This window comes from Streptomyces sp. NPDC002520, assembly GCF_053595235.1.
The window spans coordinates 244,191-260,148 of the sequence record NZ_JBSFXG010000009.1 but is presented as its reverse complement, the minus strand read 5'-3'; the positions used below and the strand labels follow the sequence as shown (position 1 = coordinate 260,148).

The following is a 15,958-nucleotide window of genomic DNA, read 5'->3' as shown; positions in this document are numbered from 1 at the left end:
TGACCACGCGCCCCTCCCGTCAGAAGCGCCGGAGGCTGCCGCGGTGCTATCGCAGGAAGGGATCCACCGCGACCGCGACGAAGAGGATCGACACGTAGGTGATCGACCAGTGGAACAGCCGCATCTCCTTGAGCTTGACCCCGGTCACCTCGGCCTTCGCCCGGTTCTGCAGCCCGTGCGCCTCCCACAGCCAGAAGCCGCCGGCCGCGAGCGCGACCACCGTGTAGAACCAGCCGGTGTAGCCGAGCGGGGTGAGCAGCAGGGAGACGGCCACCATCACCCAGCTGTAGATGACGATCTGCCGGGCGACCACCTTGTTGGAGGCGATGACCGGGAGCATCGGCACGCCCACGCGTGCGTAGTCCTCCTTGACCTTCATGGACAGCGGCCAGTAGTGCGGCGGTGTCCAGAAGAACATGACGAGGAAGAGAACGACCGGCGCCCACGACATCGAGTTCGTGACGGAGGACCAGCCGATCAGCACCGGAAGGCAGCCGGCGATACCGCCCCACACGATGTTCTGCGACGTACGCCGCTTGAGGATCATCGTGTAGACGACGACGTAGAAAAGGAGCGCTCCGAGTGACAGCCAGGCACTCAGCCAGTTGACGGTGAACCCGAACAGCAGCGTCGAGACGACCGCCAGCGTGATGCCGAAGGCCAGGCACTCGCGCGGGCTGACCATGCCGGTCACCAGCGGCCGCTGCGAGGTGCGGTCCATCAGGGCGTCGATGTCCCGGTCGATGTACATGTTCAGCGCGTTGGCGCCGCCCGCGGACAGGTAACCGCCGACGCAGGTGAGCAGGACCAGCCTGAGGTCGGGTACGCCCTGCTGAGCCAGGAACATCACCGGAACGGTGGTGATGAGCAGCAGCTCGATGATCCGCGGCTTGGTCAGCGCCACGAACGCCTTGACACGGGCTCCGAACGACCGATCGCCCGGACCCCGGCTCGCACCACCGAGCTCTCCCATGACCTGCACGGCATGGGCGGTGCCCCCATCCGCTGGACGGGATTCGACGGCCGTCACGCACACCCCTGACAGAGACATCCCAGCAAACCTCACCGTGTGAAAGTCCCGGTAAAGGCTCGCGCGTACCACGCCACTTTAGACGTTGCCCATACCCCGGCCTTCGCGGGGGTGGGGTCGTGTTGGCGGACGTCTCATAAGAGGGGTCCAGGGGCTCGACTGAGCGGTCAGATGAGCGGCTCCGTATTCATGTGCCGAATGCGGTGTCGGCCAGTCGGGAGGCGGATCGCACGGATGCCCGGCAGTCTGGAATGACTCGAAAAAACGCACGTCCTCACAGGGGTAGGCTCAACCCGGCCGGTGGGCAGAAGTGCACCGGCGGCCGGGAGGGCAGTCTGCCCCGACGACCGGCGACCGACATGTGGAGAGGAGCCCTGAACCAGGGTGAGCACCAAGCCGACCACCACAGACCTTGACTGGACCGAGCTCGACCAGCGGGCCGTGGACACCGCTCGTGTCCTGGCCGCCGACGCCGTACAGAAGGTGGGCAACGGCCATCCCGGTACGGCGATGAGCCTGGCCCCGGCCGCCTACACCCTCTTCCAGAAGGTGATGCGGCACGACCCGGCCGACCCGGAGTGGGTGGGCCGTGACCGGTTCGTCCTGTCCGCCGGACACTCGTCCCTGACTCTCTACACGCAGCTCTACCTGGCCGGCTTCGGTCTGGAGCTGGAGGACCTGGAGTCCTTCCGCACCTGGGGCTCGAAGACTCCGGGTCACCCGGAGTACGGGCACACCAAGGGCGTCGAGACCACCACCGGTCCGCTGGGCCAGGGTGTGGCCAACGCGGTGGGCATGGCGATGGCCTCCCGCTTCGAGCGCGGTCTGTTCGACCCGGACGCCCCGCAGGGCTCGTCCCCGTTCGACCACTACATCTACTGCATCGCCGGTGACGGCTGCCTCCAGGAGGGCATCTCCTCCGAGGCGTCCTCGCTGGCCGGTCACCAGAAGCTCGGCAACCTGATCCTGCTGTGGGACGACAACCACATCTCGATCGAGGGCGACACCGAGACTGCGGTCTCCGAGGACACGGTCAAGCGCTATGAGGCCTACGGCTGGCACGTGCAGCGTGTGGAGGCCAAGTCCACCGGCGACCTGGACCCCGAGGCGATCTACGCGGCGATCGAGAAGGCCAAGGCGGTCACCGACCGGCCGTCCTTCATCGCGATGCGCTCGATCATCGCCTGGCCGGCCCCGAACGCCCAGAACACCGAGGCCGCCCACGGCTCGGCGCTCGGCGCCGACGAGGTCGCCGCGACCAAGCGCGTCCTCGGCTTCGACGACACGAAGTCCTTCGCCGTCGAGGACGAGGTGCTCGCCCACACCCGCCAGGCCCTCGAACGGGGCCGTCAGGCCAAGGCGGAGTGGGAGAAGTCGTTCCAGGAGTGGCGCAACACCAACCCGGAGCGCGCCGCCGAGTTCGACCGCATGAGCAAGGAAGAGCTGCCGACGGGCTGGGAGGAGAAGATCCCGGTCTTCGAGACGGGCAAGGGCATCGCGACCCGCGCCGCCTCCGGCAAGGTGCTGCAGGCCCTCGGCGCGGTCATCCCCGAGCTGTGGGGCGGCTCCGCCGACCTCGCGGGGTCGAACAACACGACCATCGACAAGGACAGCTCCTTCCTGCCGGCGGACAACCCGCTGCCGGAGGCCAACCCGTACGGCCGTACCGTCCACTTCGGCATCCGCGAGTTCGCGATGGCCGCGGAGATGAACGGCATCACGCTGCACGGCAACACCCGTGTCTACGGGGGCACCTTCCTCGTCTTCTCCGACTACATGCGCAACGCGGTGCGTCTGTCGGCCCTCATGCACGTGCCGGTGACGTACGTGTGGACGCACGACTCCATCGGCCTCGGCGAGGACGGCCCCACCCACCAGCCCGTCGAGCACCTGGCCGCGCTGCGCGCGATCCCCGGTCTGAACGTCGTCCGCCCGGCGGACGCCAACGAGACCGCCATCGCCTGGCGCGAGATCCTGGGGCGCTGGACCAAGGAGTTCGGCAAGGGCCAGCCGCACGGCCTGGTGCTGACCCGCCAGGGCGTGCCGACCTACGAGTCCAACGACGACGCCGCGCGCGGCGGATACGTCATGTTCGAGGCCGAAGGGCCCGGCGGGCAGAACACGGAGCCGCAGGTGATCCTGATCGCCACCGGTTCCGAGGTGCACCTGGCGGTCGAGGCGCGCGAGCAGCTGCAGGCCGAGGGCGTGCCCACGCGGGTGGTGTCCATGCCGTCCGTGGAGTGGTTCGAGCAGCAGGACCAGGGGTACCGGGACTCCGTGCTGCCGCCGTCCGTCAAGGCCCGTGTCGCCGTGGAGGCGGGCATCGGTCTGACCTGGCACAGGTACGTCGGGGACGCCGGCCGCATCGTCTCCCTGGAGCACTTCGGTGCGTCCGCCGACGGCAAGGTCCTCTTCCGCGAGTTCGGCTTCACCGCCGAGAACGTGGCCGCGAAGGCCCGGGAATCCCTCGCCGACGCCCAGCGCTGACGCTCATACACGACACGTAGGAGATGTAATTCCATGACAGACGCACTCAAGCGCCTCTCCGAGGAAGGCGTCGCGATCTGGCTGGACGACCTGTCGCGCAAGCGGATCACGTCCGGCAACCTCGCCGAACTGATCGACCAGCAGCACGTCGTGGGCGTCACCACCAACCCGACGATCTTCCAGAAGGCGATCAGCAGCGGTGACGGGTACGGGCAGCAGCTCGCCGACCTCGCCGCCCGCAAGGTCACCGTGGACGAGGCCATCCGCATGATCACCACGGCGGACGTCCGCGACGCCGCCGACATCCTGCGCCCGGTCTTCGACGCGACCGGCGGCCAGGACGGCCGGGTCTCCATCGAGGTCGACCCGCGCCTCGCCCACAACACCCGGGCGACCGTCGCCGAGGCCAAGCAGCTGGCCTGGCTGGTCGACCGCCCCAACACCCTCATCAAGATCCCGGCCACGAAGGCGGGTCTGCCGGCGATCGCCGAGGTCATCGGCCTCGGCATCAGCGTCAACGTCACGCTGATCTTCTCGCTGGAGCGCTACCGCGCGGTCATGGACGCCTACCTCACCGGCCTGGAGAAGGCCAAGGAGCGCGGCCTGGACCTGTCGCTGATCCGCTCCGTCGCGTCCTTCTTCGTGTCCCGCGTGGACACCGAGATCGACAAGCGCCTTGACGCCCTCGGCACCGACGAGGCCAAGGCGTTGCGCGGCAAGGCCGCCGTCGCCAACGCGCGCCTCGCCTACGAGGCGTACGAGGAGGTCTTCTCCTCCGACCGCTGGAAGGCCCTGGAGCGGGACGGCGCCAACAAGCAGCGTCCGCTGTGGGCGTCGACCGGCGTCAAGGACCCGGCCTACCCGGACACCATGTACGTCACCGAGCTGGTCGCGGCGAACACGGTCAACACCATGCCGGAGGCCACCCTCGAGGCCACCGAGGACCACGGCGAGATCACCGGCGACACCATCACCGGCGGCTACGCGCAGGCCCGCGCCGACCTCGACGCGGTCGAGAAGCTCGGGATCGCGTACGACGACGTGGTCCAGGTGCTGGAGGACGAGGGCGTCGAGAAGTTCGAGGCGTCCTGGATCGACCTGCTCAAGTCGACCGAGGCGGAGCTCAAGCGCCTCGTCCCCGCGGAGGACTGAGTTGTCACCGCTTTCCGGTTCCGGAGCCAACCCGCTTCGTGACCCCGCCGACCGACGGCTCCCGCGTATCGCGGGGCCGTCGGGCCTGGTGATCTTCGGCGTCACGGGCGACCTGTCGCGCAAGAAGCTGATGCCCGCGGTCTACGACCTCGCGAACCGGGGTCTGCTGCCGCCGGGCTTCTCGCTGGTGGGCTTCGCCCGCCGCGAATGGGCCAACGAGGACTTCGCGCAGGAGGTCCACGACGCGGTCAAGGCGCACGCCCGTACGCCGTTCCGTGAGGAGGTCTGGCAGCAGCTCATCCAGGGGATGCGCTTCGTCCAGGGCACCTTCGACGACGACGACGCGTTCGAGCGGCTGCGCTCCACCATCGAGGAGCTGGACAAGGCACAGGGCACGGGCGGCAACTTCGCCTTCTACCTGTCGGTGCCGCCGCGCTCCTTCCCCCTCGTCATCCAGCAGCTGAAGAAGCACGGCCTGGCCGATCAGAGCGGCGGCTCCTGGCGCCGCGCGGTCATCGAGAAGCCGTTCGGCCACGACCTGGAGTCGGCCGAGGCGCTCAACAAGGTCGTGCACGAGGTGTTCGAGCCGGACCAGGTGTTCCGGATCGACCACTACCTCGGCAAGGAGACCGTCCAGAACATCCTGGCGCTGCGCTTCGCCAACACGATGTTCGAGCCGATCTGGAACCGGTCCTTCGTGGACCATGTGCAGATCACCATGGCCGAGGACATCGGCATCGGCGGCCGGGCCGGCTACTACGACGGCATCGGCGCCGCCCGTGACGTCATCCAGAACCACCTGCTCCAGCTTCTCGCGCTGACCGCGATGGAGGAGCCCGCCTCCTTCGACGCGGACGCGCTGGCCGCGGAGAAGACCAAGGTGCTCGGCGCCGTCCGGCTGCCGAAGGACCTGGGCCGGGGCACCGTCCGCGGGCAGTACGCGGCGGGCTGGCAGGGCGGCGAGAAGGTCATCGGCTACCTCGAAGAGGACGGCATCGACGCGAAGTCGAAGACCGACACCTACGCCGCGATCAAGGTGGGCATCGACAACCGCCGCTGGGCGGGCGTCCCCTTCTACCTGCGCACCGGCAAGCGGCTGGGCCGCCGCGTGACGGAGATCGCGGTCGTCTTCCAGCGGGCCCCGCACTCCCCCTTCGACCACACGGCGACGGAGGAGCTGGGCCAGAACGCGATCGTCATCCGCGTCCAGCCCGACGAGGGCATCACGGTCCGCTTCGGCTCCAAGGTGCCGGGCACCTCGATGGAGATCCGGGACGTGTCCATGGACTTCGCCTACGGCGAGTCCTTCACGGAGTCGAGCCCGGAGGCGTACGAACGGCTCATCCTGGACGTGCTGCTCGGCGACGCCAACCTCTTCCCGCGCACCGAGGAGGTCGAGCTGTCCTGGAAGATCCTCGACCCGATCGAGGAGTACTGGGACAAGCACGGCAGGCCCGCGCAGTACAAGTCGGGCACCTGGGGCCCCGCCGAGGCGGACGAGATGCTCGCACGAGACGGACGGAGCTGGCGCCGGCCATGAAGATCGACCTGACCGACACCACCGCCGGCGAGATCAACAAGGCGCTCGTGCAGGGTCGGCGAGCCATCGGCACCCCCGCCGTCGGCATGGTCCTGACCCTCGTCATCGTGACCGACGAGGAGAACGCCTACGACGCCCTGAAGGCCGCCAACGACGCGTCGCGCGAGCACCCCTCACGCACGCTCGTGGTCATCAAGCGTGTCTCCCGCTCCCCCCGCGACCGCACCACCTCGCGTCTGGACGCCGAGGTGCGGGTGGGCGCGGAGGCGGGCACCGGCGAGACGGCGATCCTGCGGTTGTACGGCGAGGTCGCCGACCAGGCCGACTCGGTCGTGCTGCCGCTGCTGCTGCCGGACGCCCCGGTGGTGGTGTGGTGGCCGGTGAACGCCCCGCTGGACCCGGCGAAGGACCCGCTGGGCGCGCTGGCCCAGCGCCGGGTCACCGACACCTATGCCGCCGAGCAGCCGGTGCGGGAGCTGTCGGCCCGCGCCGCGGCCTACACGCCCGGCGACACCGACCTCGCCTGGACCCGGATCACGCCGTGGCGCTCGATGCTGGCGGCGGCCCTGGACCAGGTGACCTGCACGGTGCAGGCCGTCGAGGTGGAGGGCGAGGAGTTCAACCCGAGCTGCGAGCTGCTGGCCATGTGGCTCGCGGTCCGGCTCGGCGTGCCCGTGCGCCGCACCCTGTCCCCGGGGCCGGGCCTCACGGCCGTCCGTATGGACACCAGCTGCGGCGCGATCGTCCTCGACCGGGCCGACGGCTCGCTGGCCACGCTGTCCATCGAGGGCCAGCCGGCCCGCGCGGTGGCGCTCAAGCGGCGGGAGACCGCCGAGCTGATCGCGGAGGAGCTGCGCCGGCTCGACCCGGACGACACCTACGCCTCGGCACTGCGTTACGGCGTGGAGCGGCTGAACACCGACCCGCAGGCCGACGCCGCGGAGCCGGCCGCCGCGCCGGAAGGGGCGGCAAAGGCCGCGAAGGCGCCCGCCAGGAAGACGGCCGCCAAGAAGGCTCCTGCGAAGAAGGCGACGGCGAAGTGAGCACTCCCCAGCTGGTCGTGCACCGCGACAAGGAGCTGATGGCGCAGGCCGCCGCGGCCCGCCTGATCACGAAGATCGTGGACGCCCAGGCCTCCCGGGGCCGGGCGTCCGTGGTCCTCACGGGCGGCCGCAACGGCAACGGCCTGCTGGCCGCGCTGGCGGCGTCCCCCGCCCGGGACGCCATCGACTGGGGCCGCCTCGAACTGTGGTGGGGCGACGAGCGCTACCTCCCCGAGGGCGACCCGGAGCGCAACTACACGCAGGCCTGCGAGGCCCTGCTGAACTCCGTACCGCTGGACCCGGCGCGCGTGCACCCCATGCCCGCGTCCGACGGCCCGTACGGTGCGGACGTGGACGCGGCCGCGGAGGCGTACGCGGCGGAGCTGGCCAAGGCGGCCGGGCCGGAGAACCACGGCAGTGCGCCGTCCTTCGACGTCCTGCTGCTGGGTGTCGGCCCGGACACCCACGTGGCCTCCCTCTTCCCGGAGCTGCCCGCGGTCCGCGAGACCGAGCGCACGGTGGTGGGCGTCCACGGCGCCCCCAAGCCCCCGCCGACCCGCGTCTCCCTCACCCTGCCCGCGATCCGCTCGGCCCGTGAGGTCTGGCTCCTCGCGGCCGGCGAGGACAAGGCCCAGGCCGCGGCCATCGCCCTGTCCGGTGCGGGCGAGATCCAGGCCCCGGCGGCGGGCGCGTACGGCCGGCAGCGCACCCTGTGGCTGCTGGACTCGGCCGCGGCCTCCGATCTGCCGCGGTCGCTGTATCCGCCGGCGTCGCCGTAACGCGGACTGTCTCCGGAACAGTTGACGCCGGGTTCCGTCGCAGGACGGGACCCGGCGTCCGCGTGTTCGGACGACGACTGTGCTCACGAGGTGGCGCGGTCCCGCCGGCCCTGCGGGTCTTCCGGGACCGTGGCCGCTGTGTGTGTGGGGGGTGATCAGCGGCCGCGCAGTTTCCTGTACGTGGCGACAAGGGCCCGCGTCGACGCGTCCAGCCCCTCCACCTCGGCCCCTTCGGTCAGCGCCGGCTCCACCCGCTTGGCGAGGACCTTGCCCAGCTCCACGCCCCACTGGTCGAAGGAGTCGATGTTCCAGACCGCCCCCTGCACGAACACCTTGTGCTCGTAGAGGGCGACCAACTGGCCGAGGACGGACGGGGTCAGTTCGCGGGCGAGGATCGTGGTCGTCGGCCGGTTGCCGTGGAAGGTCTTGTGCGGGACCAGTTCCTCGGGCACGCCCTCCGCACGGACCTCCTCGGCGGTCTTGCCGAACGCCAGCGCCTGGGTCTGGGCGAAGAAGTTGGCCATCAACAGGTCGTGCTGGGCCTCCAGTTCCCCGCTCAGCTCGGCCACCGGCCGGGCGAAGCCGATGAAGTCGGCGGGGATGAGCTTCGTGCCCTGGTGGATCAACTGGTAGTAGGCGTGCTGCCCGTTGGTACCGGGGGTGCCCCAGACGACGGGACCGGTCTGCCAGTCGACCGGACGGCCGTCACGCGCCACGTGCTTGCCGTTGGACTCCATGTCCAGCTGCTGCAGGTAGGCGGTGAACTTCGACAGGTAGTGGCTGTAGGGCAGTACCGCGTGCGACTGGGCGTCGTGGAAGTTGTCGTACCAGATCCCCAGCAGGCCCAGCAGCAGCGGGACGTTGGCCTCGGCGGGGGCGGTGCGGAAGTGGTCGTCGACCAGCCGGAAGCCGTCCAGCATCTCGCGGAAGTTGTCCGGGCCGATGGCGATCATCAGGGACAGGCCGATCGCGGAGTCGTACGAGTACCGTCCGCCGACCCAGTCCCAGAACTCGAACATGTTGGCCGTGTCGATGCCGAACTCGGCGACCTTCTCGGCGTTGGTCGACAGCGCCACGAAGTGCTGGGCGACCGCGGACGTGTCACCGAGCGCGTCCACCAGCCACGTGCGCGCGGAGGTCGCGTTGGTGATGGTCTCGACCGTGGTGAAGGTCTTGGAGGCGATGACGAACAGCGTCTCGGCCGGGTCCAGGTCCCGGGTCGCCTCGTGCAGGTCGGCGCCGTCCACGTTGGAGACGAAGCGGACGGTGAGGTCGCGCTCGGTGAAGCTGCGCAGCACCTCGTAGGCCATGGCGGGGCCGAGGTCGGAGCCGCCGATGCCGACATTGATCACGTTCTTGATGCGCTTGCCGGTGTGGCCGGTCCAGGTGCCGGAGCGGACTCGGTCGGCGAAGTCGCTCATCCGGTCCAGTACGGCGTGCACGTCCGGGACGACGTTCTCCCCGTCGACCTCGACCACGGCGTCGCGCGGGGCGCGCAGGGCCGTGTGCAGCACGGCCCGGTTCTCCGTCGTGTTGATCTTCTCGCCGCGGAACATGGCGTCCCTCAGTCCGAAGACGTCCGTGGCGGCCGCCAACTCCCGCAGCAGCCGCAGCGTCTCGTCGGTGACCAGGTGCTTCGAGTAGTCGATGTGCAGGTCGCCGACCTGCAGCGTGTACCCGTCGCCGCGCCCCGGATCGGCGGCGAACAGGTCCCGCAGATGAGTGTCGGCCAGCTCCTCGCGGTGCTTGGCGAGAGCGGTCCACTCGGGCGTCTGGTTGAGCCTCGTACGGCCGTCTGCGTTCATATCCGGCTTCTGCCTTCTTTCCTGCCTGTCCTGCTGCGTCCGTTGCCCGCTGCCGGTTCACAAACTAGTTGATCAGCCCGTGGGACGAGGGGTCATGACGCCGTCCCGCGGTGCAACAACTTCTACGTCCGGCTTGCGCGCCGATATCAGCGCGGTGACCGCCAGGGCGAAGAGGACGGCCGCGAGCAGGGCGGGCGTGTTGAGTCCGCAGAGGCGGGCCGCCGCTCCGCCGAGGAGGGCGCCGAGCGGGGCGCCGGACGTCGAGGCGGTACGGAAGGCGGAGGCGATGCGGCCCAGCATCGACTCGGGGCTGCGCTGCTGCATCAGCGTGACCTGGTTGACGTTCCACACCATGTTCATCGCGCCGAGCAACAGCGTCCCGGCGATCAGGGCCGCCAGGTGCCGCACACCGCCGATGAGCAGCAGCGATGCGACCTGGACGCTGCCGCCGAGCAGCAGGGCCCGAACGCGCCCGGCGCGGCGCGCGATCCGCTGGGCGATAAGGCCTCCGGCGAGGCTGCCGGCCGAGTACGCCGTCATCGCGGCCACGTATCCCGCGTTGCCGGCGTGCAGCCAGCGGGTGACGTGCAGGACGAGTGTGGCGATCAGGGCGCCCATGCCGATGTTGCACAGCAGCGTGGCCACGCAGACCGAACGCAGTGTCCGGTCGCGCCACAGGGCGCGCAGGCCCGCGCCGATCTCCGTGCGCAGGGTGCTGCCGCCCGGGCGCGGCTCCCGCTCCGGGGGCCGTATCCGCAAGGACGCGACGAGCGTGGCGGCCACCAGATAGGTCCCGGCGTCCGCCGCGAAGGGCATGAACGCCCCGGCCGTCAGCAGCACCGGCACGAACGGGCCCGCGAACAGCCCGCCCGCCAGTTGCTGACCGGTCATCAGACGGGCGTTGGCACCGCCGAGGACCTCGCGCTCCACCAGGGAGGGCAACAGGGCGGTGGAGGCGTTGTCGAAGAGCGTCTGTAGGGCGGTGAGGGAGAACGCGAGGGCGAGCAGCAGGGGGATCGAGGCGTGCCCGAGGCCCACGGTGAGGGCGAAGGCGGCGACGAGGAGGCCTCGTACCGTGTCCACGGCCCACATCGCGCGCCGCTGGTCCACCCGGTCGGCCACGGCCCCGCCGAACAGCCCGAACAGCAGCCAGGGCACATAGCCGCAGGCGGTGACGGAGGCGATGACGAGCGGCTCGTCGGTCAACCGCACGGCGAGCAGTGGCAGCGCGGCCGTACGCAGCGCGTCTCCGAAGCGGGAGACCACGGCGGCCGTCCACAGCCGTCCGAACCCTCCGCGCCACGCGGGTGCGCCCTCGCCTGCCGTCCCGACCCCTGCCACGCGTCCCCCTCACGCTGCGCCGATCACGATGCGTCGATGCACACACCGTAACGAGCACCACTGACAACGGGGTGCCGGCGGCCGGGTGAGACGGCTCCGGCCGGGTGCCCATGGGCACCCGGCCGGTGAGAAGTCCTAGATTTCGCCGCGCAGTTTGGCGAGCGCCTCGGCGAGGATCGCTTCGCCGTCCGCGTCACTGCGACGCTCCCGCACGTACGCGAGGTGCGTCTTGTACGGCTCGGTGCGGGGCGGGTCCGGCGGGTTGTCCCGGTCCTGGCCGGCGGGGAAGCCGCAGCGCGGACAGTCCCAGGTGTCGGGGACCTGCGCGTCGCTGGCGAAGCTGGGCTGCGTCTCGTGCCCGTTGGAGCACCAGAAGGAGATGCGCAGCCTGGGCGCGGACTCGCCGCGCTCGGCCTCGCCCATCGGCCCCGCCCCGACCCGGCTTCCTCGGATCGCGTTGCCACTTGCCACGGTCGTAACTCCCTGCGTGATGGTGCCGCGAAGCGAGTCGGCGTTTCGCTTCGCCGCGAGCGCCTCAGTCTACGTAAGGCCCAACGCGCGTCCAGTGATTGGAGTTACAACCCCCACACCTAGACGCAAGCCCCATGATAGGCCGCGCTCAGGAGCGCGTACCGAACATGGGGCCTTACGTACGGAATGTATGTGCTTGTGAGACGCCGATCGACTCGGCGTCCCGGGCGCGTGTCTCAGCCGTTGGACTTCATCAGCATGCCGAGGACGATGATGCACGCGAACCACAACACGGCGATCACGATCGTGATGCGGTCGAGGTTGCGCTCGGCGACCGAGGAGCCGCCGACGGAGGACTGCATGCCGCCACCGAACATGTCGGACAGGCCGCCGCCCTTCCCCTTGTGCATCAGCACCAGCAGCATCAGCAGCAGGCTGAAGACGATCAGGGCGATCGAGAACCCCAAAACCACGGCTGGACCAACTTCCTCGGATTCGGATGGACGGGGGCACAGCACCATGGCTGTGCCCCCGCAAGAGTACGACGTATCGCCGCTACCGCCTACTCACGGCTGCCGCTACTGATCACGGAAGCGGACGATCTTGACGAACTCGTCCGCGTCCAGCGAGGCCCCGCCGACCAGAGCGCCGTCGATGTCGGCCTGCGCCATGATCTCGGCCACGTTGCCCGCCTTGACGGAGCCGCCGTACTGGATGCGGATCTTGTCGGCCACCTCCGGCGAGTACAGCTCGGCGAGCCTGGCCCGGATGGCGCCGCAGACCTGCTGGGCGTCGTCGGAGCCGCAGACCTTGCCGGTGCCGATGGCCCAGACGGGCTCGTAGGCGACCACGATCGACTCGGCCTGCTCGGCCGGGAGGTCCTTCAGACCGCCCTCGAGCTGCTCGAGGGTGTGGTTGACGTGGTTGCCCGCCTCGCGGACGTCCAGCTCCTCGCCGATGCACAGGATCGGGGTCAGTCCGTGCTTGAAGGCCGCCTTGACCTTGGCGTTGACCAGCTCGTCGGTCTCGCCGTGGTACTGCCGGCGCTCGGAGTGGCCGATCACCACGTACGTGCACTTCAGCTTGGCGAGCATCGGGCCGGAGATCTCGCCGGTGTAGGCGCCGGAGTCGTGCTGCGAGATGTCCTGGGCACCGTACTTGATCTTGAGCTTGTCGCCGTCGACCAGTGTCTGCACGGAGCGCAGGTCGGTGAAGGGCGGCAGAACGGCGACCTCGACGGCCTCGTAGTCCTTGTCGGCCAGGGCGAAGGCGAGCTTCTGGACGTGCGCGATGGCCTCGAGGTGGTTGAGGTTCATCTTCCAGTTGCCCGCCATCAGCGGCATGCGCCCGGCGAAATTAGATGCAGCCATTGAGGTCAGTCCTCCAGTGCGGCGAGGCCGGGGAGCGCCTTGCCCTCGAGGTATTCGAGGGAGGCGCCGCCACCGGTCGAGATGTGGCCGAATGCGTTCTCGTCGAAACCGAGCGTACGCACGGCTGCGGCGGAGTCACCGCCGCCCACGACGGTGAAGCCGTCCGAGTCGACGAGGGCCTGGGCGACCGCCCTGGTGCCCTCGGCGTAGTCGGGGTGCTCGAAGACGCCCATGGGACCGTTCCAGAAGACGGTCGCGGCGTCGGCGAGCTTCGAGGCGTACAGCTCTCCCGACTTCGGGCCGATGTCCAGGCCCATCTGGCCGGCGGGCATCTTGTCCGCGTCGACCACGGTGTGCTCGGTGGGAGCCTTGGCCTTCAGGTCCGGGAAGGCCGGGGAGACCACGACGTCGACGGGGAGCACCAGCTCCACACCGTTCTTCTCGGCGCGCTCCATGTACTCCCTGACGGCCGGGATCTGGTCCTCCTGGAGGAGGGAGATGCCGACCTCGTGGCCCTTGGCCTTGAGGAAGGTGTAGACCATGCCGCCGCCGATGAGCAGGCGGTCGGCCTTGCCGAGGAGCTCGTCGATGACGGCGAGCTTGTCGGAGACCTTGGCGCCGCCGAGCACGACGACGTAGGGGCGCTTGACGTCCTCGGTGAGCTTCCGCAGGACGCCGACCTCGGTGGCGATGAGGTAGCCGGCGTAGTGCGGCAGCTTCTTCGGCAGGTCGTACACGGAGGCGTGCTGACGGTGCACCGCGCCGAAGCCGTCACCGACGTAGACGTCGGCGAGGGCGGCCAGCTGGTCGGCGAACTCGCCGCGCTCGGTGTCGTCCTTGGAGGTCTCGCCGGGGTTGAAGCGCAGGTTCTCGATGACCGCGACCTGGCCGGGCTGGAGGCCGTCGACGGCGGCGTGGGCGGCCGGGCCGACGGTGTCCTGGGCGAAGGCGACCGGGGCGCCGAGGAGTTCGCCGAGTCGCTCGGCGACGGGCAGCAGCGAGAAGGCCTGGTCCGGCGCACCCTTGGGGCGGCCCAGGTGCGAGGCGACGACCACCTCGGCGCCCGCGTCCGCGAGGGCCTTCACGGTGGGCAGCACGGCGCGGATGCGGCCGTCGTCGGTGATCGTCCCGTCGGCCAGCGGCACGTTGAGGTCGGCGCGGACGAAGACCCGCCTTCCGCTCACGCCGTCGGCGAGAAGTTCGTCGATCGTCTTCATTGAGTGGACTCCTGATGAGGGCTTTTTATGCCCCTGATCGTAAAAGGACGTGGTCCGGGCGTAGGACAGGGCCCGGACAGCGCGACGGTGCGCTGCCCGAGCCCTGCTCTCACTTCGAGGTCCTGCTTGCGGCGATCAGAGCTGGCTGCCGACGAAGACCGTGAGGTCCACGAGGCGGTTGGAGTAGCCCCACTCGTTGTCGTACCAGCCCAGAACCTTCACCGTGTTGCCGTCCTGGACCATGGTCAAGGACGAGTCGAAGGTGCAGGAGGCCGGGTCGCCCACGATGTCCGAGGAGACGATCTCGTCCTCGGTGTAGGCCAGGTAGTCCTTGAGCGCGCCGTCCTCGGAGGCCTTCTTGAACGCGGCGTTGACCTCGTCCTTGGTGACCTCGCGCGACAGCTCCACGACCAGGTCGGTGGCGGAGCCGGTCGGGACCGGGACGCGCATGGCGATGCCGTCCAGCTTGCCCTTGAGCTGCGGCAGCACCAGCGCGGTGGCCTTGGCGGCGCCGGTGGTGGTCGGGATGATGTTCTCCGCGGCGGCGCGGGCGCGGCGCAGGTCCTTGTGCGGGAAGTCCAGGATGCGCTGGTCGTTGGTGTAGGCGTGCACCGTCGTCATCAGGCCGCTGACGATGCCGAAGTTCTCGTCCAGGACCTTCGCCATCGGCGCCACGCAGTTGGTGGTGCACGAGGCGTTGGAGATGACGTGGTCCTTCGCCGGGTCGTACTTGTCCTGGTTGACGCCCATCACGATGGTGATGTCCTCGTTCTTGGCCGGAGCCGAGATGAGGACCTTCTTGGCACCGCCGTCGAGGTGCTTGGCGGCGTCCTCGCGCTTGGTGAAGATGCCGGTCGACTCGATGACGATGTCGACGCCCAGCTCGCCCCACGGGATGTCCGCGGGGTTGCGCTCGGAGAGCACCTTGATGGTGTGACCGTCGACGGTGATCGTGTCGGCGGTGTGCGTGACCTCCTGCTTGAGGCGGCCCAGAATCGTGTCGTACTTGAGCAGATGAGCCGTGGTGGCGGTGTCACCCAGGTCGTTTACAGCCACAACCTCGATGTCCGCGCCCTGCTGCAGGAGCGCGCGGAAGTAGTTACGGCCGATACGACCGAAGCCGTTGATGCCTACGCGGATCGTCACGAACCGATCTCCTCGTTGGTACGCCGGCGATGCGGTGCCGGCGAGCTGTATTTGGGATGTCCCCGACCACCCCCGACCCTACCCCTCTGGGGCCCCCGCGGTGACATCGAGATGCCGCATACACGGGCAGGCTGTCCGTACCCGTCGGTAGGGGTACGGACCCCCCGGATCGGAGGTCGTTTCACTCCCTTTTGTCAGGGTGTGACGGTGCTTCTTGACGGTCTTTTCACTCGTTCGTGAGCGGGTCGGCTCACCTGATGCATGACGTCTCCACGCACCGTTGAGAGGGGGCTCCGCTCACCTGTTGGGTGATGCCGGAGCCTTCTTCACGAGCACCGTCCGATCGGCCGCCGACAGCAGTCGGATACTCGGGGCCGGCTTGTCGGCGGCGGTGGCACCGGTGAGGTCGATGGTGTGGGTGAGGCGCTTGTCAGCGTTGCCGCTGTGGCCGGCGGCGGCCACGGCGGCGCCCCGCCGGTCACGGTCGGGCTCTCCGCGCCGGCGTGCACCCGCGGGCGCCCAGGCCGTACCGGGTCGGCCGCTCCGTCACGGAGTGACCGAACGTGCGCCGCGGACA

The 15,958-nt window shown here is 69.5% G+C and carries 14 protein-coding genes; 5 read left to right on the top strand and 9 right to left on the bottom strand.

Annotated features, from left to right (window positions below; all coding sequences use genetic code 11):
• Positions 1-46: 46 nt before the first annotated feature.
• Positions 47-1,036, bottom strand: a complete 990-nt coding sequence (locus ACWD5D_RS16170; RefSeq protein WP_451373344.1) for a heme o synthase — start codon at positions 1,034-1,036, stop codon at positions 47-49.
• A gap of 378 nt (positions 1,037-1,414) precedes the next feature.
• Between ACWD5D_RS16170 and tkt the strand changes: the two genes are divergently transcribed.
• The 5 genes from tkt to pgl are packed head-to-tail and all read left to right on the top strand — an operon-like array spanning position 1,415 to position 8,031.
• The gene (gene tkt / locus ACWD5D_RS16165) at positions 1,415-3,517 is read left to right on the top strand and encodes a transketolase (protein ID WP_451373319.1); all 2,103 of its coding nucleotides are present in this window, start codon (positions 1,415-1,417) and stop codon (positions 3,515-3,517) included.
• Between the two features lie 33 nt (positions 3,518-3,550).
• Complete coding sequence (tal, locus tag ACWD5D_RS16160; RefSeq protein WP_451373318.1) at positions 3,551-4,669, top strand: transaldolase; 1,119 nt, start codon at positions 3,551-3,553, stop codon at positions 4,667-4,669.
• 1 nt (position 4,670) lies between these two features.
• Entirely contained in the window at positions 4,671-6,209 is a 1,539-nt protein-coding gene (gene zwf / locus ACWD5D_RS16155) for a glucose-6-phosphate dehydrogenase (RefSeq protein WP_451373317.1), read from the top strand.
• Positions 6,206-7,252, top strand: a complete 1,047-nt coding sequence (gene opcA, locus ACWD5D_RS16150) for a glucose-6-phosphate dehydrogenase assembly protein OpcA (RefSeq protein WP_451373316.1) — start codon at positions 6,206-6,208, stop codon at positions 7,250-7,252. The genes zwf and opcA overlap by 4 nt, the downstream gene beginning before the upstream one ends.
• A complete protein-coding gene (pgl, locus tag ACWD5D_RS16145) occupies positions 7,249-8,031 on the top strand; it encodes a 6-phosphogluconolactonase (protein WP_451373315.1) in 783 nt (260 codons plus the stop codon). The genes opcA and pgl overlap by 4 nt, the downstream gene beginning before the upstream one ends.
• A gap of 155 nt (positions 8,032-8,186) precedes the next feature.
• Here the strand turns inward: pgl and pgi are convergent, their stop codons facing one another.
• The 8 genes from pgi to ACWD5D_RS16105 all read right to left on the bottom strand — a co-directional run bounded on the left by pgi (position 8,187) and on the right by ACWD5D_RS16105 (position 15,843).
• Positions 8,187-9,836 (bottom strand): glucose-6-phosphate isomerase, encoded by a 1,650-nt coding sequence (pgi, locus tag ACWD5D_RS16140; protein WP_451373314.1) that lies wholly within the window; start codon positions 9,834-9,836, stop codon positions 8,187-8,189.
• Positions 9,837-9,908: 72 nt separating this feature from the next.
• Positions 9,909-11,177, bottom strand: coding sequence for an MFS transporter (locus ACWD5D_RS16135; protein WP_451373313.1), 1,269 nt, complete (start codon positions 11,175-11,177; stop codon positions 9,909-9,911).
• Positions 11,178-11,312: 135 nt separating this feature from the next.
• Positions 11,313-11,648, bottom strand: coding sequence for an RNA polymerase-binding protein RbpA (locus ACWD5D_RS16130; protein ID WP_003957010.1), 336 nt, complete (start codon positions 11,646-11,648; stop codon positions 11,313-11,315).
• 236 nt (positions 11,649-11,884) lie between these two features.
• Positions 11,885-12,121: a preprotein translocase subunit SecG gene (gene secG, locus ACWD5D_RS16125; RefSeq protein ID WP_451373312.1), complete on the bottom strand. Its 237-nt coding sequence runs from the start codon at positions 12,119-12,121 to the stop codon at positions 11,885-11,887.
• 105 nt (positions 12,122-12,226) lie between these two features.
• Positions 12,227-12,982, bottom strand: coding sequence for a triose-phosphate isomerase (gene tpiA / locus ACWD5D_RS16120; RefSeq protein WP_451373343.1), 756 nt, complete (start codon positions 12,980-12,982; stop codon positions 12,227-12,229).
• A 41-nt stretch (positions 12,983-13,023) separates the two neighbouring features.
• Positions 13,024-14,235, bottom strand: a complete 1,212-nt coding sequence (locus ACWD5D_RS16115) for a phosphoglycerate kinase (RefSeq protein ID WP_451373311.1) — start codon at positions 14,233-14,235, stop codon at positions 13,024-13,026.
• 135 nt (positions 14,236-14,370) lie between these two features.
• Complete coding sequence (gene gap, locus ACWD5D_RS16110) at positions 14,371-15,381, bottom strand: type I glyceraldehyde-3-phosphate dehydrogenase (protein ID WP_451373310.1); 1,011 nt, start codon at positions 15,379-15,381, stop codon at positions 14,371-14,373.
• A 297-nt stretch (positions 15,382-15,678) separates the two neighbouring features.
• Entirely contained in the window at positions 15,679-15,843 is a 165-nt protein-coding gene (locus ACWD5D_RS16105; RefSeq protein ID WP_451373309.1) for a hypothetical protein, read from the bottom strand.
• Between the last annotated feature and the right edge of the window lie 115 nt (positions 15,844-15,958).

Bases quoted from the DNA above. Each gene is read 5' to 3' on its own strand.
- tal (WP_451373318.1), top strand. From the start codon at position 3,551: ATGACAGACGCACTCAAGCGCCTCTCCGAGGAAGGCGTCGCGATCTGG.
- opcA (WP_451373316.1), top strand. From the start codon at position 6,206: ATGAAGATCGACCTGACCGACACCACCGCCGGCGAGATCAACAAGGCG.
- pgi (WP_451373314.1), bottom strand. From the start codon at position 9,836: ATGAACGCAGACGGCCGTACGAGGCTCAACCAGACGCCCGAGTGGACC.
- tpiA (WP_451373343.1), bottom strand. From the start codon at position 12,982: ATGGCGGGCAACTGGAAGATGAACCTCAACCACCTCGAGGCCATCGCG.
- ACWD5D_RS16115 (WP_451373311.1), bottom strand. From the start codon at position 14,235: ATGAAGACGATCGACGAACTTCTCGCCGACGGCGTGAGCGGAAGGCGG.